The organism is Streptomyces sp. NPDC047043 (genome assembly GCF_040644055.1).
Classification (GTDB): domain Bacteria; phylum Actinomycetota; class Actinomycetes; order Streptomycetales; family Streptomycetaceae; genus Streptomyces.
The window spans coordinates 1-25,644 of record NZ_JBEYVO010000023.1; the positions used below are offsets into that span (position 1 = coordinate 1).

At 70.1% G+C, this 25,644-nt stretch carries 14 protein-coding genes, 1 tRNA gene and 1 rRNA gene; 12 read left to right on the top strand and 4 right to left on the bottom strand.

Annotation, left to right across the window (positions count from 1 at the left end; translation table 11 throughout):
* The 3 genes from rrf to ABZ880_RS32315 form a co-directional block, all read left to right on the top strand.
* Positions 1-95: ribosomal RNA gene (gene rrf / locus ABZ880_RS32305) — 5S ribosomal RNA — on the top strand; the annotation flags it as partial.
* 114 nt (positions 96-209) lie between these two features.
* Positions 210-872 (top strand): DegT/DnrJ/EryC1/StrS family aminotransferase, encoded by a 663-nt coding sequence (locus tag ABZ880_RS32310; protein WP_361270455.1) that lies wholly within the window; start codon positions 210-212, stop codon positions 870-872.
* 96 nt (positions 873-968) lie between these two features.
* Positions 969-1,041, top strand: a tRNA-Thr gene (locus ABZ880_RS32315).
* A 55-nt stretch (positions 1,042-1,096) separates the two neighbouring features.
* Here the strand turns inward: ABZ880_RS32315 and ABZ880_RS32320 are convergent.
* Positions 1,097-3,850, bottom strand: a complete 2,754-nt coding sequence (locus ABZ880_RS32320) for a SpoIIE family protein phosphatase (protein ID WP_361270030.1) — start codon at positions 3,848-3,850, stop codon at positions 1,097-1,099.
* A gap of 376 nt (positions 3,851-4,226) precedes the next feature.
* Here ABZ880_RS32320 and ABZ880_RS32325 point away from each other — a divergent pair, with 376 nt between their 5' ends.
* The 9 genes from ABZ880_RS32325 to ABZ880_RS32365 all read left to right on the top strand — a co-directional run bounded on the left by ABZ880_RS32325 (position 4,227) and on the right by ABZ880_RS32365 (position 18,441).
* Positions 4,227-9,698 carry a HAMP domain-containing protein gene (locus ABZ880_RS32325; RefSeq protein WP_361270033.1) on the top strand — a complete coding sequence of 1,824 codons (5,472 nt, stop codon included), beginning with the start codon at positions 4,227-4,229 and terminating at the stop codon, positions 9,696-9,698.
* Positions 9,699-9,942: 244 nt separating this feature from the next.
* Positions 9,943-10,626, top strand: a complete 684-nt coding sequence (locus ABZ880_RS32330; protein ID WP_361270035.1) for a response regulator — start codon at positions 9,943-9,945, stop codon at positions 10,624-10,626.
* 124 nt (positions 10,627-10,750) lie between these two features.
* Positions 10,751-13,447, top strand: coding sequence for a DNA translocase FtsK (locus ABZ880_RS32335; protein WP_361270038.1), 2,697 nt, complete (start codon positions 10,751-10,753; stop codon positions 13,445-13,447).
* A 244-nt stretch (positions 13,448-13,691) separates the two neighbouring features.
* Complete coding sequence (locus ABZ880_RS32340; RefSeq protein ID WP_361270040.1) at positions 13,692-14,534, top strand: RodZ domain-containing protein; 843 nt, start codon at positions 13,692-13,694, stop codon at positions 14,532-14,534.
* A gap of 93 nt (positions 14,535-14,627) precedes the next feature.
* Positions 14,628-16,097: a 30S ribosomal protein S12 methylthiotransferase RimO gene (gene rimO, locus ABZ880_RS32345; RefSeq protein ID WP_361270043.1), complete on the top strand. Its 1,470-nt coding sequence runs from the start codon at positions 14,628-14,630 to the stop codon at positions 16,095-16,097.
* A complete protein-coding gene (gene pgsA, locus ABZ880_RS32350; RefSeq protein WP_361270047.1) occupies positions 16,094-16,864 on the top strand; it encodes a CDP-diacylglycerol--glycerol-3-phosphate 3-phosphatidyltransferase in 771 nt (256 codons plus the stop codon). The genes rimO and pgsA overlap by 4 nt, the downstream gene beginning before the upstream one ends.
* Entirely contained in the window at positions 16,861-17,406 is a 546-nt protein-coding gene (locus ABZ880_RS32355) for a CinA family protein (RefSeq protein WP_361270049.1), read from the top strand. Before pgsA ends, ABZ880_RS32355 begins: the two co-directional genes overlap by 4 nt.
* Positions 17,407-17,515: 109 nt before the next feature.
* A complete protein-coding gene (locus ABZ880_RS32360) occupies positions 17,516-17,890 on the top strand; it encodes a helix-turn-helix transcriptional regulator (protein ID WP_030947329.1) in 375 nt (124 codons plus the stop codon).
* A gap of 272 nt (positions 17,891-18,162) precedes the next feature.
* Positions 18,163-18,441 carry a hypothetical protein gene (locus ABZ880_RS32365; protein ID WP_361270051.1) on the top strand — a complete coding sequence of 93 codons (279 nt, stop codon included), beginning with the start codon at positions 18,163-18,165 and terminating at the stop codon, positions 18,439-18,441.
* Here ABZ880_RS32365 and ABZ880_RS32370 read toward each other — a convergent pair.
* From ABZ880_RS32370 to ABZ880_RS32380, 3 genes are all read right to left on the bottom strand, one after another.
* Positions 18,389-19,153, bottom strand: a complete 765-nt coding sequence (locus tag ABZ880_RS32370; RefSeq protein WP_361270054.1) for an SDR family NAD(P)-dependent oxidoreductase — start codon at positions 19,151-19,153, stop codon at positions 18,389-18,391. The two genes, ABZ880_RS32365 and ABZ880_RS32370, sit on opposite strands and share 53 nt — an antisense overlap.
* A gap of 32 nt (positions 19,154-19,185) precedes the next feature.
* Positions 19,186-20,022: a DNA-formamidopyrimidine glycosylase family protein gene (locus ABZ880_RS32375; RefSeq protein ID WP_361270057.1), complete on the bottom strand. Its 837-nt coding sequence runs from the start codon at positions 20,020-20,022 to the stop codon at positions 19,186-19,188.
* A 517-nt stretch (positions 20,023-20,539) separates the two neighbouring features.
* Positions 20,540-25,546 carry an ATP-dependent helicase gene (locus ABZ880_RS32380; RefSeq protein WP_361270060.1) on the bottom strand — a complete coding sequence of 1,669 codons (5,007 nt, stop codon included), beginning with the start codon at positions 25,544-25,546 and terminating at the stop codon, positions 20,540-20,542.
* Between the last annotated feature and the right edge of the window lie 98 nt (positions 25,547-25,644).

The window sequence follows — 25,644 nt, forward strand, 5'->3', positions numbered from 1 at the left end:
AAACGCCCGGTTACATTCCGAACCCGGAAGCTAAGCCTTACAGCGCCGATGGTACTGCAGGGGGGACCCTGTGGGAGAGTAGGACGCCGCCGAACAATTATTCAAAGGGTTGGATCCTGAACTTCGGTTCGGGGTCCAACCCTTTTTTGTTCTGCGTCACTTGAAGTTCACGTTGCGCAACAACCATCCGAAGCATGGGTACTGCTGCAATGCTCAGGGCCGCCGGCGTCGGACTCGGTGACGAGGTCGTCGTGCCGGCCTTCGGGAACACCGAGGTCGCCGGGGCCGTCGCCCTCGCCGGTGCGCTGCCGGTGTTCGCCGACATAGATCCGGTGACGTACTGCCTCGACGCGTCCGCTGTGGAGGCGTCCATAACTCCGCGTACGGCGGCGGTCGTTGTCGTACACCGCTTCGGTCGGCCGGCCGACATCGCGCGGCTGCACGGTGTCGGGCAGCGGCACGGGCTTCTGGTGCTGGAGCAGGGCGAGTCCGAGGCGCCGTACGACGAGATTGCTCAGCGGCGGGAGCGGGCCGCGTATCTCGATGCGAAGTTGAGGGGTGTGCGCACGCCCGACGGCGGTGACGGGCACACATACCAGCAGTACGTCGTGCGGGTGCCGGGGAACGGGCGGCCCGATCGGGACGCCTTCGCTCGGGCCGTGCGGGCCAGGGGAGTTGAGTGTCGGGTGCCGGTGAAGACGCCCGTGCACCGGCTGCCGGAGTTCCGTCGGTGTGTGTCGCTGCCGGAGACCGAGCGGGCCGCCGACGAGACTCTCGCGCTGCCTGTGGACGCAGCGTTGACGAAGCGGGACATGCAGCGGATCGTAGGCGCCTGCAATGCGCTGGGTGGACTGCTTCAGCCTGCCTTCTGAGCAGGCGGCCGGACCGGCCGTCGTGGTTGGGAGCACGCGTATGTTCGGGGTATGATCTACTCCGTTGCCGCGAGGGAAACCTCGAAAAGGCGACAGGCCCCTATAGCTCAGTCGGCAGAGCGTCTCCATGGTAAGGAGAAGGTCAACGGTTCGATTCCGTTTGGGGGCTCTATTCGAAAGGCCCCGCCCAATTGGGCGGGGCCTTTTTCGTGCCCGTATCTTTCTCAGTCCTTGTGGAGGCCGGGGACCCGCATTGCCAGGATCGCCATGTCGTCGGACGGGGCGTCGGATGCGAAGCGTTCCACTGCGCGCATGATGCGGGCCGCGACCGCGCCCGCCGTCAGGCCCGTGCAGGTCGTGAGGACGTCGGTGAGGCCGTCGTCGCCCAGCATGCGGGTGCCCTCGCGGCGCTCCGTGACGCCGTCAGTGACGCACAGGAGGACATCGCCCGGGTCGAGGGTGACCGTCTGCTCGTAGAGCTCCAGGTCGTCCATGACGCCGAGGAGCGGCTGGGGTTCGGCGGCCGGTTCGACCGTGCCATCCTGGCGCAGGCGGAGCGGGAGCGGGTGGCCGGCGCAGACCACCTTCAGTTCCGCGCTGCCGTCCTCCTGGGGGCGCAGCTCGCCGTAGAGGAGGGTCAGGAAGCGGCTGCGGGCGCCTTCGTCGAGAATGGCCGAGTTCAGCCGCTCCAGGACCGCGGGGCCGCTGAGGCCCTCGCGGGCCAGCAGGCGCAGGGCGTGCCGGGCCAGGCCCGTGACTGCCGCTGCGTTCGGGCCCGTACCGCAGACGTCGCCGATTGCGAAGCCGTAGGCGCCGTCACTGATCGGGAAGAGGTCGTAGAAGTCGCCGCCGACCTCATTGCCCTCGCCGGCCGCGCGGTAGATGACCTCGACCTCGACGCCGCCGATCTCCGGGAGCTCCGGGGGCAGGAGGCTGCGCTGGAGGGACTGGCTGATGGCCGTGCGCTCGGAGTAGAGGCGGGCGTTGTCCAGGGCCAGTGCGGCGCGGCGGCTCAAGTCCTCGGCCAGTTCCAGGATTTCCTGGCGGAAGTGTTCGTCGGTGGGCTTGCCGAGGGTCAGCATGCCGATGACGCGGTTGCGGGCGACCAGGGGGAGGACGACGGTTTCGCCGCCGACCGCGGAGGCCGTGGCGAGGGTCGGGCCGATGCCGGAGGCGATCTGGTGGGTCGGGCCGCCGCTCAGGCCCAGGCTGCGCATCGAGCTGCGCAGGGCCGCGCGGTGGGCGACCTCGCCGGGAGCCGACCAGACGCGGGCGCCGGGCGTCGGGACCGGGTCCGGCGGCGGGACCTTCGAGAGCAACGACTTGATGCCGTCGATGAGTTCCTCGTCCTCGTGCAGGACGTACGACAGGTACGGCTCGGAGGCCTGGTCGGCGATCGTGTAGACCGCGCACCAGGTGGCGAGCGTGGGGACTGTCATCTGGGCCATCAGGGCCAGGGTCTGGTCGCGGTCCAGGGTGCCGGCGAGGAGGTCGGAGGCCTCGACGAGGAAGCTGAGTGAGCCGCGGCGCAGGCGCTCCAGCTCGCCCAGGCGGGCCGACTCGACGGCCAACGCGATGCGGTCGGCGGCGAATTGGAGGCGCAGTGCCTCCTCGTTGGAGTATCTGCCGGGTGCCTCGGCCGCAACGCCCAGGGAGCCCGTGAGGCGGCCCTCGACCTTCAGGGGGACCGTGACGACCGAGCGCATGCCGGTGCCGCTCAGCAGCGGTACGGCGCCCGGTACGGCCGTCAGGTCGTCGTGGACCGCAGGCATGCGGGCCGAGCCGTAGCGACCGGGGCCCGCTTCGACGGGCACGCGCGCGAAGCGCTGGCGGGCGGAGGGCAGGCCGGTGGAGGCGCGGACCTCCAACTCCGTTTCGTCGTCGGTCGCGAGAAGCAGGAACGCGGAGTCGGCGTCGAGCATGTCGCGGGCGCGTTCCACCGTGCGCTGGAGGAGGCCGTCGAGGTCGTCCGGGGCCGGGGAGCCGATGAACACCTCGAAGGGGTCGGTGCTCTGGCCGTCGGAGACGGTGCCGCTGTCGGACGCCGGCATGCGCAACGGGGTCTGCAGGACGGCCCGTTCGTGGTCGCGGACCAGGAGGCAGACCGTCGACGGCTCGCCGCCCGTGTCTCGGACGCGGAGGTGGGAGGCGTACACGGGCGTGACACGGCCGTTGGCGCCCCTTATGCCGTAACTGCCTTCCCAGCGGGAGAGTTGGAGAGCTTCTGCGATGCCGGTGCTGGTGCCGGGGGTGTGCGGCCAGGCGGCGAGATCGGTGAGAGGTTTTCCGATCACCTGGTCGGCCGCGTAGCCGAAGAGTTCCTCCGCATCCTCGTTCCACGACGTGATGGCGCCGGTGCGGTCGATCTGGACGACCGCGACGCGGACCCGGCCGTCGGCGAGCGGGAGGAGGTCGGCGGGGAGGGACGGGCCTGCCGCGCGCGTGCCCACGGCGCGCTCGGGGAGGGCGAGTTGGAACCAGACCTGCTTGTGCGTCGGCGTGTACTCGACGCCCCAGCGGCCGGCCAGCGCCGCGCACAGCTGGAGCCCACGGCCGCCCTCGCGGTCGGGGCTGCCCATGTTGACGGGCGAGCCCTGGAGGGGGATCTCGCGCTCCGGGTAGCGGTCGGCGACCTCGATCCGTACCCCTTCGTCGGTGCGCAGACACAGGACGTCCGCGGACGTGCCGGCGTGCACCACGGCGTTGGTCACCAGCTCGCTGGTGAGGACCACGGCGTCGTCGACGATGTCGGCGAAGCCCCAGCCCTGAAGGGTGTCGCGGACGAAGGAGCGGGCAGTCGCTACCGATCGCCCGACGGGCTCGAAGCTGGCGGCCGCGCGCGCGGTGATCACAGAACTCCTCGTCCGGTTGTCGACGTGCAGGGCTCCCTGGCCGACCGGCTCGTGCCGCTGATGCGGCAGACCGCCCGTCGGCCGGGGGTCCGGGGGCTGTCCCCCCGGGATCAGTCCGGTGGTCATGTGTGCGGCCGCCCCTCCGATGCCCGCTCGTACTCGTGCCACCGCCCAGACCGGACGGACCGGCGCGGCTGGACAGCCGCATGCAAGGTTACTTACCTTCGACGGCCATGCGGATGCCGGTCTGCAGTGTTTCCGCCCAGAGGGTGTGCGGACGATGTGCGAAGCTGCCGAACTGTTATGGCCGGGTTCAGGCAGGGTGAAACACTGGGCAAGCTTCTTGTGAAGGTCCGGGCAGGCTGAGTGACTTCCGCGTACAGCGGGCAGCAGCCCGTGGTGTGGCCTGGTATATCGGGCAGAAATACGCAGCAGTAACGGGTACGTCGGGCAGTAGTACCGGAGCACGGCAGTAACGGTCGACCCCTGCGGGAGGGACACAGTGGAGTCTGGCGCAGCGACGCGGGGCACTAAGACGCGCGCGAAAGGCGGACAGTCCCTGGACAACCAGCGCAAACCGCGTGGTGGAACCACCGCGGTGGACACGGCGGCCCTGAACCGACTGCTGGCGGCTCTCGTTTCGATGCGGGACGGGAACTTCCGTAAGAGGCTCACGGTGTCGGGCGACGGCGTGATGTCGGAGATTGCTGCGGTTTTCAACGAGGTGGCCGACCGCAATCTGCATTTGACGGGTGAGTTGTCGCGGGTGCGGCGCATGGTGGGCCGTGAGGGCAAGCTCACGGAACGGCTGGAGACAGGTGCCTACGAGGGTTCCTGGGCGGCCGCGATCGAGGCCTCCAACGCGCTTGTGGACGACCTTGTACGGCCCGTCTCCGAGGTCGGCCGGGTGCTGTCGGCGGTGGCGGAGGGTGATCTGTCTCCGCGCATGGAGCTGCGGACGCAGGCTCCGGACGGGACCGGGCATCCGCTGCGCGGGGAGTTCCTCAAGGTCGGGCGGACTGTAAACAATCTTGTCGATCAGCTGTCGACGTTCACCGACGAGGTCACGCGCGTGGCCAGTGAGGTGGGCACCGAGGGCAAGCTCGGCGGGCAGGCACGCGTGCGTGGCATGTCGGGTTCGTGGAAGGACCTCACGGACTCCGTCAACACGATGGCGTACCGGCTGACGGCCCAGGTGCGGGACATCGCTCTGGTGACGACCGCGGTGGCGAAGGGCGACCTGTCGCGGAAGGTCACCGTTCATGTCGCCGGCGAGATGCTGGAGCTGAAGAACACCGTCAACACGATGGTGGACCAGCTGTCGTCCTTCTCCTCCGAGGTGACGCGAGTCGCGCGCGAGGTGGGCACCGAGGGTGAGCTCGGCGGTCAGGCGCAGGTGCCGGGTGTGGCCGGTGTGTGGAAGGACCTCACCGATTCGGTGAACCTCATGGCGGGCAACCTGACGGCCCAGGTGCGCGGGATCGCGCAGGTCACCACCGCGGTCGCCAACGGTGACCTGTCGCAGAAGGTGACTGTTTCCGCACGTGGCGAGGTCGCGCAGCTCGCGGACACGATCAACCAGATGACCGAGACGCTGCGGATCTTCGCGGACGAGGTCACGCGTGTGGCCAACGAGGTCGGTGCTGCCGGGCAGCTGGGCGGGCAGGCGAACGTGCCGGGCGCGGCGGGTACGTGGAAGGACCTGACGGATTCCGTCAACACGGTGTTCCGGAATCTCACCATTCAGGTGAGGGACATCGCCGCGGTGACGACGGCCGTGGCCAACGGTGACCTGTCCCAGAAGGTCACCGTCGACGTGGCCGGCGAGATGCTCGAGCTGAAGAACACCGTCAACGGGATGGTCGACCAGCTGTCGTCCTTCGGTTCCGAGGTCACGCGCGTGGCGCGGGAGGTCGGTGTCGAGGGCGAGCTGGGCGGTCAGGCGCAGGTGCCCGGCGCCGCCGGTACGTGGAAGGACCTGACCGACTCGGTCAACACCGCGTTCCGCAACCTCACCGGGCAGGTGCGCAACATCGCCCAGGTGACCACGGCCGTGGCCAACGGTGATCTCTCCCAGAAGGTCACCGTCGACGTCTCCGGCGAGATGCTCCAGCTGAAGAACACCGTGAACACGATGGTGGATCAGCTGTCGTCCTTCGCCGACCAGGTGACGCGGATGGCCCGGGACGTGGGCACGGAGGGCCGCCTCGGCGGTCAGGCGGTGGTACCGGGCGTGGCCGGTACGTGGAAGGAGCTCACCGACTCCGTCAACGGAATGGCCGGCAACCTGACGGCCCAGGTGCGCAACATCGCCCAAGTGACGACCGCGGTCGCCCAGGGCGACCTGTCCCAGAAGATCGACGTGGACGCGCGCGGGGAGATCCTGGAGCTGAAGAACACCATCAACACGATGGTCGACCAGCTCTCCGGATTCGCCGACCAGGTGACCCGCGTGGCCCGCGAGGTGGGCACCGAGGGCCGTCTGGGCGGTCAGGCGCAGGTGCCCGGCGTGGCCGGCGTGTGGCGGGACCTGACGGACTCCGTGAACGGAATGGCCGGCAACCTGACCGCTCAGGTGCGCAACATCGCCCAGGTCGCCACCGCGGTCGCCCGCGGTGACCTCTCCCAGAAGATCACCGTGGACGCGCGCGGGGAGATCCTGGAGCTGAAGAACACGCTGAACACGATGGTCGACCAGCTGTCGTCGTTCGCGGAGGAGGTCACCAGGGTCGCCCGTGAGGTGGGTACGGAGGGCCAGCTCGGCGGTCAGGCCGAGGTGCAGGGTGTCTCCGGCACCTGGAAGGACCTCACGCAGTCCGTGAACTTCATGGCGAACAACCTGACCATCCAGGTGCGCAACATCGCCGAGGTCACGACGGCGGTCGCCAAGGGCGACCTGTCGAAGAAGATCACTGTTGACGCGAAGGGCGAGATTCTCGAGCTCGTCACGACGGTCAACACGATGGTGGACCAGCTGTCCAGCTTCGCCGAGCAGGTGACCCGGGTGGCCCGCGAGGTGGGCACCGAGGGCATCCTGGGCGGCCAGGCGCACGTGCCGGGTGTCACGGGCATCTGGAAGGACCTCAGCGGCAATGTGAACCTGATGGCCAAGAACCTGACCATGCAGGTGCGGAACATCTCCCAGGTCGCGAACGCGGTCGCCAACGGCGACCTCACCCGGACGGTGACGATCGAGGCGCGCGGCGAGGTCGCGCAGCTCGCCGACACCTTCAACACCATGGTGAAGACGCTGAGTTCGTTCGCCGACCAGGTCACCAAGGTGGCCCGCGAGGTGGGCACGGACGGCATTCTGGGCGGCCAGGCGCACGTACCCGGTGTGGCCGGTACGTGGAAGGACCTCACCGAGTCCGTGAACCAGATGGCGTCCAACCTGACCGGTCAGGTGCGCAACATCGCCATGGTCACCACGGCCATCGCCAAGGGTGACCTGACCAAGAAGATCGACATTGACGCTCGCGGCGAGATCCTCGAGCTCAAGACGACGATCAACACCATGGTCGACCAGCTGTCCAGCTTCGCCGAGGAGGTCACCCGAGTGGCCCGCGAGGTGGGCACCGAGGGACAGCTCGGCGGCCAGGCACGCGTGCGTGACGTAGACGGCACCTGGCGCGACCTCACCGAGTCCGTGAACGAAATGGCAGGAAACCTCACCCGGCAGGTGCGCGCCATCGCGCGCGTGGCGACCGCGGTGACCCGTGGCGACCTGAACCTGAAGATCGACGTCGACGCGTCCGGCGAGATCCAGGAACTGCAGGACTACATCAACAAGATGATCGCCAACCTGCGCGACACCACGATCGCCAACAAGGAGCAGGACTGGCTCAAGGGCAACCTGGCCCGCATCTCCGCGCTGATGCAGGGCCGCCGCGACCTGCAGGACGTGGCCTCGCTGATCATGAGCGAGCTGACCCCGGTGGTCTCGGCACAGCACGGCGCGTTCTTCGTGGCGATGCCGCTCATGGACGGCAAGGACCTGAGCGCCGAAAGCGAGGACGCGTACGAACTGCGCATGCTGGGGTCGTACGGCTACTCCATGGGCTCCATGCCGACGGCGTTCCGGCCGGGTGAGGCGCTGATCGGGACGGCCGCCGAGGAGAAACGCACGATCCTGGTGGAGAACGCGCCCAGCGGCTATCTGAAGATCTCCTCCGGCCTCGGCGAGGCGCCGCCCGCGCAAGTGATCGTCCTTCCCGTGCTGTTCGAGGGCAAGGTGCTCGGCATCATCGAGCTGGCCTCCTTCACCCCGTTCACGCAGATCCAGAAGGACTTCCTCAATCAGATCGCCGAGATGATCGCGACCAGCGTCAACACCATCTCCGTCAACACCAAGACGGAGCAGCTGCTGAAGCAGTCGCAGGAGCTTACCGAGCAACTCCGTGAGCGCTCGGCCGAGTTGGAGAACCGGCAGAAGGCACTGCAGGCGTCCAACGCCGAACTGGAGGAGAAGGCCGAGCTGTTGGCCCAGCAGAACCGCGACATCGAGGTGAAGAACACCGAGATCGAAGAGGCGCGGCAGGTCCTGGAGGAGCGTGCCGAGCAGCTCGCGGTGTCGATGCGCTACAAGAGCGAGTTCCTCGCCAACATGTCGCACGAACTGCGTACGCCGCTCAACTCGCTGCTGATCCTTGCCAAGTTGCTCGCCGACAACGCGGACTCCAACCTCACCCCGAAGCAGGTCGAGTTCGCCGAGACCATCCACGGTGCCGGCTCCGACCTGCTTCAGCTGATCAACGACATCCTCGACCTGTCGAAGGTCGAGGCGGGCAAGATGGACGTCTCCCCGACGCGTATCGCGCTCGTCCAGCTCGTCGACTACGTGGAGGCCACCTTCCGGCCGCTGACCGCGGAGAAGGGCCTCGACCTGTCCGTACGGGTCTCCCCGGAGCTGCCCGCCACGCTGCACACCGATGAACAGCGCCTCCTGCAGGTGCTGCGCAACCTGCTGTCCAACGCGGTGAAGTTCACCGACTCCGGGGCCGTCGAGCTGGTCATCCGGCCCGCCGGACGGGATGTTCCGGTGGCGATCCGGGAACAGCTGCTCGAGACCGGCTCGATGAGCGATCCGGACGCGGACCTGATCGCGTTCTCGGTGACCGACACCGGCATCGGGATCGCCGCCAGCAAGATGCGGGTGATCTTCGAGGCGTTCAAGCAGGCGGACGGTACGACCAGTCGCAAGTACGGCGGTACGGGCCTCGGCCTGTCGATCTCGCGGGAGATCGCCCAGCTGCTCGGCGGGGAGATCCACGCGCAGAGCGAACCGGGACGCGGTTCGACGTTCACGCTGTATTTGCCGCTGCACCCGAGCGAACTGCCGCCGCAGGGTTATCAGCAGCCCGTGGCCGCCCTCGGGGCGAGTGACCTGGTGGCCGCCGTCGACCTGTCCCAGCTCTCCGAGGCGGAGATCGAGACGCCGGCCGAGGTGCGCTCGTACCAGCAGGCGCAGAACGGCGCCGCCGCGCTCTTCAGGCGCCGCCGCAGGAACGGACTGGACGCGGACCAGCGCTCCGCGCCGTCGGAGCCGTGGTCGGCCGAGGAGCAGACCACGGCGCCGCAGGTGCATCGCGGCATCCGGTTCGGCGGCCAGAAGGTGCTGATCGTCGACGACGACATCCGTAACGTGTTCGCGCTGACCAGCGTCCTCGAGCAGCACGGACTGTCCGTGCTGTACGCGGAGAACGGCCGCGAGGGCATCGAGGTCCTGGAACAGCACGACGATGTCGCGGTCGTCCTGATGGACATCATGATGCCCGAGATGGACGGTTACGCAACGACGACGGCGATCCGCAGGATGCCCCAGTTCGCGGGCCTGCCGATCATCGCGCTGACGGCGAAGGCGATGAAGGGCGACCGGGAGAAGGCGATCGAGTCGGGCGCCTCCGACTACGTCACCAAGCCGGTCGATCCCGATCACCTGCTGGCGGTGATGGAGCAGTGGATGCGGGGGGAGTGACGGGAACCATCGATGTTCACGCGGAGTTGCTGACTCAGTGTGGCCGAAGCCGTGTAGAAGTACGGGATTCGGGGAACCTTCTGGTCTCCCGCTACGTTTCTGCTACGTGCACAGTGACATCGCGGTGACAGGGTGTGGCGACAGGCGGGGTGCGGCTACGATGACCGGCACAAGGACGGGCGGCGAAAGGGAGTCGTCCCCAGGGGCGGCGCCCGGTGCACATCCGGGGCGAGGAGGGCGGGCCATGGTGCAGAAGGCCAAGATCCTCCTGGTCGATGACCGGCCGGAGAATCTGCTGGCGCTGGAGGCCATCCTCTCTGCGCTCGATCAGACGCTGGTGCGGGCATCGTCCGGGGAGGAAGCGCTCAAAGCACTGCTCACGGACGACTTCGCGGTCATTCTGCTGGACGTCCAGATGCCGGGCATGGACGGTTTCGAAACGGCCGCGCACATCAAGCGGCGGGAGCGGACCCGGGACATCCCGATCATCTTCCTCACCGCGATCAACCACGGTCCGCATCACACTTTCCGTGGCTACGCGGCGGGCGCGGTCGACTACATCTCCAAGCCGTTCGACCCGTGGGTGCTGCGCGCGAAGGTCTCGGTCTTCGTCGAGCTGTACATGAAGAACTGCCAGCTGCGGGAGCAGGCGGCGCTGCTGCGGCTCCAGTTGGAGGGTGGCGGCGGCAAGGCCGCGGTCGGCGAGGCCAAGGAGCCGGCGAGTCTGCTGGCCGAGCTGTCGGCGCGGCTCGCGGCGGTCGAGGAGCAGGCGGAAGCGCTGTCCAAGCAGCTCGACGACGAGTCGGCGGACGCGGCGGCAGTGGCGACCGCAGCCCATCTCGAACGCAAACTCACCGGACTGCGCCGGGCGCTGGACGCGCTGGAGCCGGGTGCCGGCAGCGCCTCCTCGGTGTCCTCGCAGAACTGACGCCCGGGCGCGGCACAGTTGCGGATGAGGACGCGTCAGTTCCGCGCCTTCACAGGGGCGACACGAACGGGTGAAGCAGTGGGCACACGTGTCCGTCGTCGTCCACACCGGTAACCTCACACCTATGGCCTCACGTCCCTCCGCTGCCAAGAAGCAGCCCGCGAAGAAGGCGGCGGCTCCGGCGAAGAAGGCCGCTGCGAAAAAGGCTCCGGCGAAGAAGACGCCCGCCAAGAAAGCCGCGGCGAAGAAGTCGGCGCCGCCGCCGAAGCCTGCGCCGAACCCGACTGGGGGCATCTACAAGCTCGTACGCGCCCTCTGGCTCGGCGTCGCGCACGCCGTCGGCGCCGTCTTCCGCGGCATAGGGAACGGCGCCAAGAACCTCGACCCCGCACACCGCAAGGACGGCGTCGCCCTGCTGCTCTTCGGCATCGCACTGATCGTCGCCGCGGGCACCTGGGCCGACCTGCGCGGCCCCGTCGGCGACCTCGTCGAGATCCTGGTGACCGGCTCCTTCGGCCGCCTCGACCTGCTCGTGCCGATACTGCTCGCGGTCATCGCCGTGCGCTTCATCCGGCACCCCGAGCAGCCCGAGGCCAACGGCCGCATCGTGATCGGCTTGTCCGCACTCGTCATCGGCGTGCTCGGCCAGGTCCACATCGCCTGCGGCGCGCCCGCCCGCAGCGACGGCATGCAGGCGATAAGGGACGCCGGGGGCCTCATCGGCTGGGCTGCGGCGACCCCGCTGACGTACACGATGGGCGAAATGCTCGCCGTGCCGCTGCTGGTGCTGCTGACGATCTTCGGTCTGCTCGTCGTCACGGCCACCCCGGTCAACGCGATCCCGCAGCGGATGCGGCTTCTCGGCGTGAAGCTCGGCATCCTCCACGACCCGGAGGACGACGAACTCACCGACGACGACGAGCGCTACGACGACCAGTGGCGCGACGCGCTGCCCCAGCGCACCCGCAGGCGCGGTCCCGCCCCGGAGTCGTACGACCCCGACGGCGCCGAGCAGGAGGCCCTCTCGCGGCGTCGGGGACGCCCGCGGCGGTCCGCGGTGCCGCAGCCCGACATGGGGCGCTCGATGGACGCAGTGGACGTCGCCGCGGCCGCCGCTGCCGCGCTCGACGGCGCCGTCATGCACGGGATGCCGCCCTCGCCGATCGTCGCCGACCTCACGCAGGGCGTGAGCGTGGGCGACCGCGAGGAGACGACGCCCACCCCTACGCCGGTACCGGCCGCTCGACCCAAGCAGGAGAAGCTGAAGGTCGAGGTCGCGGACCTCACCAAGCCCGCGCCCGAGGCTCCGAGCGAGCTGCCGCCGCGCGCCGAGCAGCTCCAGCTGTCCGGCGACATCACCTACTCGCTGCCCTCGCTCGACCTCCTCGAGCGGGGCGGTCCCGGCAAGGCGCGCAGTGCCGCCAACGACGCGGTGGTCGCCTCGCTCACCAACGTCTTCTCCGAGTTCAAGGTCGACGCCGCCGTCACGGGCTTCACGCGCGGGCCGACGGTCACGCGCTACGAGGTCGAACTCGGCCCCGCCGTGAAGGTCGAGCGGATCACCGCGCTGACGAAGAACATCGCGTATGCGGTCGCCAGCCCGGACGTGCGGATCATCAGCCCGATCCCCGGCAAATCCGCGGTCGGCATCGAAATCCCCAACACCGACCGCGAGATGGTCAACCTCGGTGACGTGCTGCGCCTCGCGGCGGCCGCCGAGGACGATCACCCGATGCTGGTCGCGCTCGGCAAGGACGTCGAGGGCGGCTATGTGATGGCCAACCTCGCGAAGATGCCGCACGTGCTCGTGGCCGGAGCCACCGGTTCCGGTAAATCGTCGTGCATTAACTGCCTGATTACGTCAATCATGGTCCGCGCGACTCCCGAGGACGTCCGTATGGTCCTCGTCGACCCCAAGCGCGTCGAACTCACGGCGTACGAAGGCATTCCGCACCTGATCACGCCGATCATCACCAACCCGAAGCGGGCCGCCGAGGCACTCCAGTGGGTCGTACGAGAAATGGATCTGCGCTACGACGACCTGGCGGCGTACGGCTTCCGGCACATCGACGACTTCAACGAGGCCATCAGGAACGGCAAGGTCAAGCCGCCCGAGGGCAGTGAGCGGGAGCTGCAGCCGTACCCGTACCTGCTGGTGATCGTCGACGAGCTCGCCGACCTGATGATGGTCGCGCCGCGCGACGTCGAGGACGCGATCGTCCGTATCACGCAGCTCGCGCGTGCGGCCGGTATCCACCTCGTGCTCGCCACGCAGCGGCCGTCGGTCGACGTCGTCACCGGTCTGATCAAGGCGAACGTGCCCTCGCGGCTGGCGTTCGCCACCTCCTCGCTCGCCGACAGCCGCGTCATCCTCGACCAGCCCGGTGCCGAGAAGCTGATCGGCAAGGGTGACGGGCTGTTCCTGCCGATGGGGGCCAACAAGCCGACCCGTATGCAGGGCGCCTTCGTGACCGAGGAGGAGGTCGCGGCCGTCGTCCAGCACTGCAAGGACCAGATGGCGCCCGTCTTCCGGGACGACGTCACCGTAGGGACGAAACAGAAGAAGGAGATCGACGAGGAGATCGGCGACGACCTGGACCTGCTGTGCCAGGCGGCCGAGCTCGTGGTGTCGACGCAGTTCGGTTCGACGTCCATGCTCCAGCGGAAGCTGCGCGTCGGGTTCGCCAAGGCCGGGCGGCTCATGGACCTCATGGAGTCCAGGGGCATCGTCGGGCCGAGCGAAGGGTCGAAGGCTCGTGACGTTCTTGTGAAGCCTGATGAGCTGGACGGCGTGCTCGCGGTGATCCGCGGGGAGGCTTGAGGAAGAGCTCGCGCGGGTGGGGCTTCGATGTGCGATCGTGACTCACCCGTAAGGGATCATTGAGCAACCGTTTCCCTTCCGCGTACGTCAAGTTGAGGGAAGCGACAAGCGCGCGCACCACCATCGGCGTGTCCGGCCATACCGATGGGCTAACAAGCTCCACCGCCCGGTTGCCCCACCCTTTCGCACCCCCCATAGACTGAACCTGCAGCACAGGTGGCTTAAACGCTCGAAAGGCGCCCCCGTGTCCATCGGCAACTCCCCTGAAGACGAGCGTCCGTTCGAAGACGACCGCGAGGCAGCCCGCCTCTCCGTCGGCCGCGCCCTCAAACAGGCGCGCATCGACGCCGGGCTGACCGTCGAGGACGTCACCAATGCCACCCGGGTCCGCATCGCCATCGTGCACGCCATCGAGGCGGACGACTTCGCCCCCTGCGGCGGAGACGTGTACGCGCGCGGGCACATCCGGACCCTGGCGAAGGCTGTCCACCTCGATCCGGCCCCGCTGCTCGAGCAGTACGACGCCGACCACGGCGGCCGCCCGGCCCCGACCCCGGCGGCCCCCCTCTTCGAGGCGGAACGCATCCGCCCCGAGCGGCGCGGGCCCAACTGGACCGCGGCGATGGTCGCCGCGATCGTCGCCGTGATCGGTTTCGTCGGGTTCACCGCCTTCAAGGGCGGCGACGACGGCGGCGGCACCAAGACCCAGGTCGCCGAGGGCTCCACGCCCACGACCAGCAAGTCCGCCTCTCCCACGCCCAAGAACAGCAAGTCCGACGTCCCGAAGTCCGACCCGTCGGACAGCGCCATCGCGGCCGCGCCCCAGGACAAGGTCACCGTCCAGGTCAGCGCCGCCGACGGACGCAGCTGGATCTCGGCCAAGGACCACAACGGCCGGCTCCTGTTCGACGGGCTCCTCAAGCAGGGCGACTCCAAGACCTTCCAGGACAGCGAGAAGATCAACCTCGTCCTCGGCGACGCCGGGGCGATCCAGCTCTACGTCAACGGCAAGAAGATCGAGGACGACTTCCAGCCCGGAGCGGTGGAGCGCCTGACGTATACGAAGGGCGACCCGCAGGTCGGATAACCCGGTCGGAACGGTTGAGTGCACACGGGGTTGGCCAAGATCGGCCAACCCCGTCGACGTGGGCTGTCAGTGAGACAAAGTAGTCTTGAGCCCATGCCTGAACGCCGTACCGTCGCACTCGTCACCCTTGGCTGCGCCCGTAACGAGGTGGACTCGGAGGAGCTCGCAGGCCGCTTGGAGGCGGACGGCTGGGACCTCGTGGAGGACGCCGCGGACGCGGACGTCGCCGTCGTCAACACCTGCGGCTTCGTCGACGCCGCCAAGAAGGACTCCGTCGACGCCCTCCTGGAGGCCAACGATCTCAAGGGGCACGGGAGAACCCAGGCCGTCGTGGCGGTGGGCTGCATGGCCGAGCGGTACGGCAAGGATCTCGCCGAGGCCCTCCCCGAGGCCGACGGCGTGCTCGGCTTCGACGACTACGCCGACATCTCCGACCGCCTGCAGACCATCCTGAACGGCGGCATCCACGCCTCCCACACCCCGCGCGACCGGCGCAAGCTGCTGCCGATCAGCCCCGCGGAGCGCCAGGATTCGGCCGCTGAGGTCGCACTGCCGGGACACGCGCCGGTGGATCTCCCCGAGGGCCTCGCGCCCGCCTCGGGCCCGCGTGCGCCGCTGCGCCGCCGGCTGGACGGTGCTCCGGTCGCCTCGGTCAAGCTCGCTTCCGGCTGCGACCGGCGCTGCTCCTTCTGCGCCATCCCGTCCTTCCGCGGCTCCTTCATCTCCCGCCGCCCGAGCGATGTGCTGAACGAGACGCGGTGGCTGGCCGAGCAGGGCGTCAAGGAGATCATGCTGGTCTCCGAGAACAACACCTCGTACGGCAAGGACCTGGGCGACATCCGCCTGCTGGAGTCGCTCCTGCCCGAGCTCGCCGAGGTCGACGGCCTCGAGCGGGTGCGCGTCAGCTACCTCCAGCCGGCCGAGATGCGGCCCGGGCTGATCGACGTCCTGACCTCGACGCCGAAGATCGCCCCGTACTTCGACCTGTCCTTCCAGCACTCGGCCCCCGGTGTGCTGCGCGCCATGCGCCGCTTCGGCGACACCGACCGCTTCCTGGAGCTGCTCGACACCATCCGGAGCAAGGCACCCCAGGCGGGCGTGCGCTCCAACTTCATCGTGGGCTTCCCGGGCGAGAGCGAGGACGACCTGGCGGAGCTGGAGCGGTTCCTGAACGGCTCGCGCCTGGACGCCATCGGTGTCTTCGGGTACTCCGACGAGGAGGGCACCGAGGCGGCGACGTACGAGAACAAGCTGGACGAGGACGTCGTCGCCGAGCGGCTGGCACGTGTCTCCCGGCTGGCCGAGGAGCTGGTCTCGCAGCGGGCCGAGGAGCGCGTGGGCGAGACCGTGCACGTGCTCGTGGAGTCCGTGGACGAGGAGGGTGTCCACGGCCGTGGGGCGCACCAGGCGCCGGAGACCGACGGCCAGGTGCTGCTCACGAGCGGCGAAGGTCTGAGCGTCGGCCGTATCGTCGAGGCCAAGGTGGTCGGTACGGAAGGTGTCGACCTGGTGGCCGAGCCGCTGGCGGGCTCGTTCGCGTGTAGTGAGGAGGCGGGCAGATGACCGGAGTACCGGCATCGGCGGCGAACGGCCCCTCCGGCGCGCAGGGCGCACCCGCGAGCGCGGCTCCGGGCGCCACGTCGGATGCCGCTTCCGATGCGGCCGTCGTCGCAGGCTCCGATGCCGCGGCGGGCGGCGGGAAGCCGGCGCGCGGCGGAAAGATCGCGGCCGCGGCCGTCAACCAGGCCAGCGTCTGGAACATCGCCAATCTGCTCACCATGCTGCGGCTGCTCCTCGTGCCCGGCTTCGTCGCGCTCATGCTGGCCGACGGCGGGTACGACCCGGCATGGCGCTCGCTCGCCTGGGCGGCCTTCGCCATCGCCATGATCACCGACCTGTTCGACGGTCATCTGGCGCGCACCTACAACCTCGTCACCGACTTCGGGAAGATCGCCGACCCCATCGCCGACAAGGCGATCATGGGAGCGGCGCTGATCTGTCTCTCCTCGCTGGGCGATCTGCCGTGGTGGGTGACGATCGTCATCCTCGGCCGGGAACTCGGAATCACGCTGTTGCGTTTCCTTGTCATCCGGTACGGCGTCATCCCGGCGAGCCGCGGCGGCAAGCTCAAGACCCTGACGCAGGGCGTGGCCGTCGGCATGTACGTCCTGGCGCTGACGGGCTGGCTGGCCACGCTGAGGTGGTGGGTGATGGCGGCCGCGGTCGTGCTGACCGTGGCGACCGGGGTCGACTATGTGAGACAGGCCATTGTGCTGCGCAGGCAGGGAATCGCCGAGCGCAAGGCCGCGTTGGAGGAGACGGAAGCGTGAGTTCCCCGGCGGCCGACGTCGTGCGACTACTGACAGTGAAGGGTGAGACCCTCGCGGTCGCTGAGTCGCTGACGGGCGGGCTCGTTGCGGCGGAAATCACAGCCGCCCCCGGAGCCTCCAAGGCCTTCCGGGGTTCGGTGACCGCCTACGCCACCGAGCTGAAGCATCAGTTGCTCGGTGTCGACGCCACCCTGCTGGCACAGCGCGGAGCGGTGGATCCGCAGGTCGCGGCCCAGATGGCGGCCGGAGTACGCAAGGCGCTCGGTGCCGACTGGGGCCTTGCGACCACCGGCGTCGCCGGGCCCGAACCGCAGGACGGGAAGCCCGTCGGGACGGTTTTCATCGCTCTGGACGGGCCGTTCGAAGCCGCTTCCGGTTCTGCCGGTGGCGGAAAAGTCGAGGCCCTGCGGTTGAACGGCGACCGCGCGGAAATTCGTATGGAGAGTGTACGGAGCGTACTCGCACTGCTCCTGAAGGAGCTTGCGGGCGAACACACTGGGAATGAGCGGGCACAGGATACGGAACAGAACGGGGGGTTTTGATGTTTGCAGCCCTGAGTGAACACGACATCGCTCCCCGCACGGCCGCGGCGCAAGGCGGTACGGTGGGGCGAGAAGGATGCGGCTACGCGGTCCGAGGAGGGAGCCACCGATGATTCTGCTCCGTCGCCTGCTTGGTGACGTGCTGCGTCGGCAGCGCCAGCGCCAGGGCCGTACTCTGCGCGAAGTCTCCTCGTCCGCCCGAGTCTCACTCGGCTATCTCTCCGAGGTGGAGCGGGGGCAGAAGGAGGCTTCCTCCGAGCTGCTCTCCGCCATCTGCGACGCGTTGGACGTACGGATGTCCGAGCTCATGCGGGAAGTGAGCGACGAGCTCGCCCTCGCCGAGCTGGCCCAGTCTGCTGCGGCCACCGAGCCTGTACCGGCGCCGGTACGTCCGATGCTGGGTTCCGTGTCGGTGACCGGTGTGCCACCGGAACGGGTGACCATCAAGGCGCCCGCCGAGGCGGTGGACGTGGTCGCCGCCTGACGTTCGCGCGCGTGAGTGCGTGAGCCGACAAGCACGTGTGAGGCCCCGGCCAGGGCCTTCCCGGGAAGAACCGGGGAGGTGCGGTCGGGGTTTTCGTGTTGTTCGGGACCTTCTACGGCTCGTTCGGGGGCCTTGTACGGCGTCACTGGTCCGTTTGCCGGTGAGGCCCCGGACGGTCATGGTGGAGGCCTGCGGTGCGCCCGTGTGCCGTCCCTGCGCCCTGCCTGCGGGCGAAGGCGGCAGGCAGGCTTCGGGGCTGGAGGTGGCGGTCCATGGCAGGTCCGATAGTGCGCCGGGGGGCTGTTCTGGGGCTCGGGGTGCTGTGGTGGTGGGCCGTGCTGCGGCTCGCGCTGTCGCCCGGTGCAGGGGCGCTGGAGGGGGCGGTCGCCGCCGGGGGATGGGGGCTCAGTCTGCTGCCGGTGCACTGTGTGCCCAAGGCCCGGGCGACGGGGGCCCTCGAGGCCGGGCGGTGGAGCAGGGCCTGGCGGGCGGCCCGGGTCACCACGGCATCGCCACCCCGCCGTTCGGACGCAGGATCTGGCCGGTCGTGAAGGACGACGCGTCGCAGGCGAGAAAGAGCACCGTGTGGGCGACGTCCTCCGGTTCTCCGACCCGGCCCAGCGGCGACATCCGGGCCATCATCGCCTCGGTCTGTGCCTGCGCCTCGGCCTCATGGCGGTCGGTCATGGGCGTGCGGGTCCAGCCCGGCGCGACCGCGTTGACGCGGATCCCGTGCCTGCCGACCTCGCTCGCCAGCGTCTTGGTGAGTTGCACGACGGCCGCCTTGGCGGCGCCGTAGCAGAGCAGACCCGGACGGCCGGTGTCGATGGCGCTGGAGGCCATCGTGATGATGCTGCCGCCGGTCTCCTGGGTGAGCATCGCGCGGGCCGCCTCCTGGCAGGCGTACAGGACTCCCTTGAAGTTGACGTCCAGCACGCGGTCGAGGTCCTCGTCCACGGTCTCCAGGACCGGGCTGCTGTGCATGATCCCGGCGATGGCTGCCATGACGTCCAGGCGCTCGCACGCGGCTACGGCCTGGCGGAGTTGTTCGCGGTCGGTGACGTCGAGGTGGTGGGTACGGGCGCTGCCGCCGGCGTCCTTGATCAGGGTCGCCGTCTCGTGCAGGCCCTGTGTGTCGCGGTCGGCGCAGTGGACGGTGGCGCCTGCTTCGGCGAGCAGCACGGCCGAGGCGCGGCCGATGCCGCCGGCGGCCCCGGTGACGAATGCGGTGCGTCCGGTGAGGTCGTACGCCTTGACGGGCATGAAGGGACGGTACGAGGGTTTCTGACGGATCGTCAATTAGTTGTACGGCGTGAGGTTCCGCGATGTGGGGCGGGGTTCGGGGCCGGTCCCGTCTGGCAGGCCGGGCACCAGTAGGTGGGGCGGTCGCGGGAGCCGTCGCCCTGGTCGGCCACCCGGATCGACGTCTGGCAGCGCAGGCAGGGGCGGGGTGCGCGGCCGTACACGAACAGGTCCTGGCCGCGGCGGCCCGTCGTGGTGCGGACCGGGCGGTCGCGGTTGGCCTCCAGGAGCTTCTTGGCGAGCCCGGGTAGCTTCGCGGTGCGCTCGGTGGGCAGGGCGCCGACCGGCAGCCATGGGGTGACGCCGAGCAGGAAGCAGAGCTCGCTCTTGTACACGTTGCCGATGCCGGCGAGGTTGCGCTGGTCGAGCAGGGCCTCGCCGAGGGGGCGGGCGGGGTCGGCGAGGAGGTTGGCCAGGGCCTGGTCCGGGTTCCAGTCCGGGCCGAGGAGGTCGGGGCCGAGGTGGCCGACGACGCGCTGTTCGTCGGTGGTGCGGAGGAGATCGAGGACGGGGAGGCGGTAGCCGACGGCTGTGCGGTCCGCGTTGCCCAGGATCACGCGGATCTGGTGGGACGGGCCGCCGCTCCAGCGCCGGCCGTTCTCGTACACCTTCCAGGAGCCGTCCATCTTGAGGTGCGAGTGGAGCGTCAGGCCGCCCTCGATACGGGTCAGCAGGTGCTTGCCACGCGGGGTGACGTCCAGGACGGTGCGGCCGGTCAGGTCGGCGGTGGCGTACTTGGGCACCCGGAGGTCGCTGCGGGTCAGCACCTTGCCCGCGAGCGCGATGTGCAGGCGCTTCGCGGTCTGCCAGACGGTGTCTCCTTCGGGCATGGGTCAAGGGTGGCATGGGTGGGCGGGGCGTGGGGTGGGGGGGATGCGGAGGTCACGGGCGCGCGGTGGGGTGCTGCAGCGCTTCGGACATGGGGGTTTGGTCGGGTGCGCTTCGGTGGCGGACGCGTGGGCGGGGGAGGAGGCCGTGAGTGGTGGGGGCCTTGGCGGTGGGTGCGGGCTGCCGGTGGGCTCGGGGTGGCGTTATGTGCGCGGGCGGATACCGCAGGGCGTGGCTGCTGGGCTCCTTGTCGGCGGGGCGTGCCGTCGGCTGATACGTGGAGGGGCTATGCGGGTGGGCGCAGGCCGGGACCCGGCTCTTGTCGGCAGGGGTGGGTCGTCGGTGGGCGTGTGGTGGGGACGTGCCTGCGGGCGGAGCTGCGTGGAGTTTCGTGCGGGGCTTCTCGTTGGCGGGGCGGGTCGCTGGCCGGTGTGCGGTGGCTCGGGGCGGAGGCTGCGTCTGGCTTCGTGCGCAGGTGATTGTCGGGGGATGCGGGGCCGCCGACGGATGCGCGGTGGGTCACGCGCGTAGGCGGAGGCCGCGTGGGGTGGCGATGAAGCCTGCTCCTTCCAGGAGGGTGCCGATGGGGGACGTCAGGGCCGAGGTGCCGTTGACCCGCTCCACCGTGACCGTGCCGAGGGAACCCGCTCGGGCGGCTGCGGCGAGGGCTTCCGCGGCCGACTGCAGGCGGGGGTCTTCGGTGGCCGTGCTGTCGGGGTCGGCGGGCCAGGCCAGCAGGGTCTTGCCGCCGCGCTCCATGTAGAGAGCCAGTTCGCCGTCGACGAGGACCACCAGGGAGCCCGCCTTGCGGCCCGGCTTGTGCCCCGCGCCGGTCGGCGGCTTCGGCCAGGGGAGCGCCGCGCCGTACGCGTTCGCCGGGTCGGCGGCGGCCAGGACGACGGCTCGGGAGTCGGGGGTGGGGCGGGTGCGGCGGCTCGCGAAGGCGGATCCGTATGCGCCGCCGTACGCGGAGCCCGGTCCGCCTCGTGGGCCGCCCGCGCCCGGGGCAGCGAGGTCGCGGGGCGATGTGTATTCGTCGCGGGAGGTGGGGGTGTCCGGGAAGCTGAAGTCGTCGTCGAAACCGGTGATGTCGAACTCGGAGTTGTTCTGGCGGGCGAGGTTTCCCGGCGGCGTGCTGGGGGCGGCTCCGGCGGTCGGATCGAAGCCGCCGCGCGAGCCGAAGTCGGGGGATGCAAAGCCGTCTTGGGCGCCGTCGCCGAAGGGCTGCGATGCGAAGCCGTCGGGGGTGCCGTCGCCGAAGGGCTGTGGGGGCAGTGTCTCGCCGCGCTCTCGGGCGTTCGACACCGCGCGCAGGCGGTCCACGGCGCCGTCCATCGCGAACTGGGCCGCGCCGAGCCCCTCCACCACGTAGCCGCGCCGGGCCTGACCGCTCTCCTCGAAGGCGGACAGGATGCGGTACGTCGCCGAGAAGCCGCCCTCGACCCCTTCCGCGGCGACGGCTCCCCGGGTGACCACACCGTGCCGGTCCAGGAGCGTGCGGGCGAGAGCGTGTGCGCGCACCGTGGGGTCGGCTTCGCGGGACGGGAGCAGGGACCAGCGGCCGGCGACGGTGGGCGGACCGCTGCGGGAGGCGGGGCGGGCGGCGGCGGTCAGGGAGCCGTAGCGGCCGCGCGGGACGGCGCGCTTGGCGCGGTGGGCGGTGGAGCCGGCGGTGCGGCCCGAGCCGAGCAGGGAGCGCATGGGGGACAGCGTGTCGTTCGTGAGGTGTCCGGACCAGGCCAGGTCCCAGACGGCGTCGGCGAGTTGGGGATCGGTGGCCTCGGGGTGGGTGGTGGCGCGGACCTGGTCGGCGATCTGGCGGAAGAACAGGCCGTAGCCTCCCGACAGGGCGTCCAGGACGGACTGGTGCAGCGCCGTCAGCTCCAGGGGGTGCGGCGGGGGCAGCAGCAAGGGGGCCGCGTCCGCCAGGTACAGGGAGACCCAGCCGTCCTTGCCGGGGAGCGAGCCCGCTCCGGCCCACACCAATTCCCCGGCGGAGGTGAGTTCGTCGAGCATCGCGGGCGTGTAGTTCGCGACGCGGGACGGCAGGACCAGCTTCTCCAGGGCCGACGCGGGCACGGATGCGCCCTGCAACTGCTCGACGGCACGCACCAGTCCGTCGATGCCTCGCAGTCCGTGCCCCTTGCCGATGTGCTGCCACTGGGGGAGGAACTGCGCGAGTGCCGCCGGGGCGACCGGCTCCAGCTCGTGCCTCAGGGCGGCCAGGGAACGGCGGCGCAGACGGCGCAGTACGGCCGCGTCGCACCACTCCTGGCCGATGCCCGCCGGATGGAACTCCCCTTGTACGACACGGCCGTTCGCGGCGAGCCGCTGCAACGCGCCCTCCGTGACCGCCACGCCCAGGCCGAAGCGGGTCGCCGCCGTCGCCGATGTGAAGGGGCCGTGGGTGCGGGCGTAGCGTGCGAGCAGGTCGCCGAGCGGATCCTTCACCGGTTCCGTGAAGGCCTCCGGGACGCCGACCGGCAAGGCCGTGCCGAGGGCGTCGCGCAGGCGGCCCGCGTCCTCGATCGCCGCCCAGTGGTCTGCGCCGGCGATACGGACCCGGATGGCGCGGCGGGTGCCGGCGAGTTCCTGGGCCCACTGCGGTTCGGCGCCCCGCTCGGCCAACTCGGCGTCGGTGAGCGGGCCCAGGAGGCGCAGCACGTCCGCGACGCCCTCGGCGTCCTTGATTCGCCGGTCCTCGGTGAGCCACTGCAGCTCCTGCTCCAGCTCGGTGAGCACCTCGGCGTCGAGCAGCTCGCGCAGCTCCGCCTGGCCCAGCAGCTCGGCCAGCAGCCGCGAGTCCAGGGACAGCGCGGCGGCGCGCCGCTCGGCGAGCGGTGAGTCTCCCTCGTACAGGAACTGGGCGACGTACCCGAAGAGGAGGGAGCGGGCGAAGGGCGACGGCTCGGGGGTGGTGACCTCGACCAGGCGCACCTTGCGGGACTCGAGGTCGCCCATCAGCTCGACGAGGCCGGGGACGTCGAAGACGTCCTGGAGGCACTCGCGGACCGCCTCCAGGACGATCGGGAACGAGCCGAACTCGCTGGCCACCTGGAGCAGTTGGGAGGCGCGCTGGCGCTGCTGCCACAGCGGGGTGCGCTTGCCCGGGTTGCGGCGGGGCAGCAGCAGTGCGCGGGCTGCGCACTCGCGGAAGCGGGACGCGAACAGGGCGGAGCTGCCGACCTGGTCGGTGACGACCTGGTCGACCTCGCCCTTGTCGAAGACGACGTCCGCCGCGCCGACGGGTGCCTGGTCGGCGTCGTACTCCGTGCCCGCCTTCATGGGCTCCTGGTCGAGCAACTCCAGGCCCATGAGGTCGGCGTCGGGCAGGCGCAGGACGATGCCGTCGTCGGCGTGCATGACCTGCGCGTCCATGCCGTAGCGCTCGGAGAGCTTGGCGCCGAGCGCCAGCGCCCACGGGGCGTGCACCTGGGCGCCGAAGGGGGAGTGGACGACGACCCGCCAGTCGCCGAGCTCGTCGCGGAAGCGCTCCACGACGATCGTGCGGTCGTCGGGGACATGGCCGCAGGCCTCGCGCTGCTCGTCGAGGTAGGACAGGACGTTGTCCGCGGCCCAGGCGTCCAGGCCCGCCGCGAGGAGGCGCAGGCGGGCGTCCTCCTTCGGCAGTGAGCCGACCTCGCGCAGGAACTGGCCCACCGCGCGGCCCAGTTCGAGCGGGCGGCCCAGCTGGTCGCCCTTCCAGAAGGGCAGTCGGCCCGGGACGCCCGGTGCGGGGGAGACCAGGACGCGGTCGCGGGTGATGTCCTCGATGCGCCAGGAGCTGGTGCCGAGCGTGAAGACGTCGCCGACGCGGGACTCGTAGACCATCTCCTCGTCGAGCTCCCCGACCCGGCCGCCGCCCTTCTTGGGGTCGGCCCCGGCGAGAAAGACGCCGAAGAGGCCGCGGTCGGGGATCGTGCCCCCGGAGGTGACGGCGAGGCGCTGTGCGCCGGGGCGGCCCGTGACCGTGCCGGCGACGCGGTCCCACACCACGCGCGGTCGCAGCTCGGCGAAGGCGTCGGAGGGGTAGCGGCCCGCGAGCATGTCCAGGACGGCAGTGAAGGCGGACTCGGGCAGTGAGGCGAAGGGGGCCGCGCGCCGGACCGTGGACAGCAGGTCGTCGACCTGCCAGGTGTCCAGCGCCGTCATGGCGACCAGCTGCTGGGCCAGCACGTCCAGGGGGTTGGCGGGTACCTTGAGGGACTCGATGGAGCCGGTGCGCATGCGCTCGGTGACCACCGCGGCCTGGACGAGGTCGCCGCGGTATTTCGGGAAGACGACGCCTGTGGAGACGGCGCCGACCTGGTGTCCCGCGCGGCCGACGCGCTGCAGGCCGGAGGCGACGGAGGGCGGCGACTCGACCTGGACGACCAGGTCGACCGAGCCCATGTCGATGCCCAGCTCGAGGCTGGAGGTGGCCACCACGGCGGGCAGCCGGCCCGCCTTGAGGTCCTCCTCGACCAGGGCGCGCTGCTCCTTGGAGACCGAGCCGTGGTGAGCGCGCGCGATGACGGGCGGCGCGCCCTGGGCCGCGCCTGAGCCGCCCATGAGCTCCGCCGGGGCGTGGTGCTCGTCCAGAGGCTCGCCGGTGGCCCGCTCGTACGCGATCTCGTTGAGCCTGTTGCACAAACGCTCCGCGAGACGGCGGGAGTTGGCGAACACGATCGTCGAGCGGTGGGCCTGGACGAGGTCGGTGATCCGCTCCTCGACGTGCGGCCAGATCGACGGGCGCTCCGTGCCCTCGGAGCCGTCGGCGACCGGGGAGCCGCCCAGCTCGCCCAGGTCCTCGACCGGGACGACGACCGAGAGGTCGAACTCCTTGGCCGACTTCGGCTGGACGATCTCCACCTTGCGGCGCGGCGAGAGGTAGCGGGCGATCTCGTCGACCGGGCGGACCGTCGCCGAGAGGCCGATGCGGCGGGCCGGCTTCGGCAGGATCTCGTCCAGCCGCTCCAGGGAGAGCGCGAGATGCGCGCCGCGCTTGGTGCCCGCCACCGCGTGCACCTCGTCGAGGATCACCGTCTCGATGCCGGTCAGCGCGTCGCGCGTGGCCGACGTCAGCATCAGGAACAGGGACTCCGGGGTGGTGATCAGGATGTCCGGCGGCCGGGTGGACAGGGCGCGGCGCTCGGCGGCCGGGGTGTCACCGGAGCGGATGCCGACCTTGACCTCGGGCTCGGGCAGGCCCAGCCGTACGGATTCCTGGCGGATGCCGGTCAGGGGGCTGCGGAGGTTGCGCTCGACGTCGACCGCGAGGGCCTTGAGCGGTGAGACGTACAGGACGCGGCAGCGCTTCCTGGGGTCGGCCGGTGGCGGTGTCGAGGCCAGCTGGTCCAGGGCGGCGAGGAAGGCGGCCAGCGTCTTGCCGGAACCGGTGGGGGCGACCACCAGCACGTCGGAGCCTTCTCCGATGGCCTGCCACGCGCCGGCCTGGGCCGCGGTGGGCGCGGAGAAGGCCCCCGTGAACCAGCCGCGGGTCGCGGGGGAGAAGCCGTCCAGGGCTCGGTGTGCGGAGCTGACCATGCGTCCATCCTGCACCCGCCCACTGACAATGGTTCTGACCTGCGGTTTCGCTGAGCTGGGCCTGGGCCGGGCGCGTTCGGGTTCGTCGTGGGTCGAGG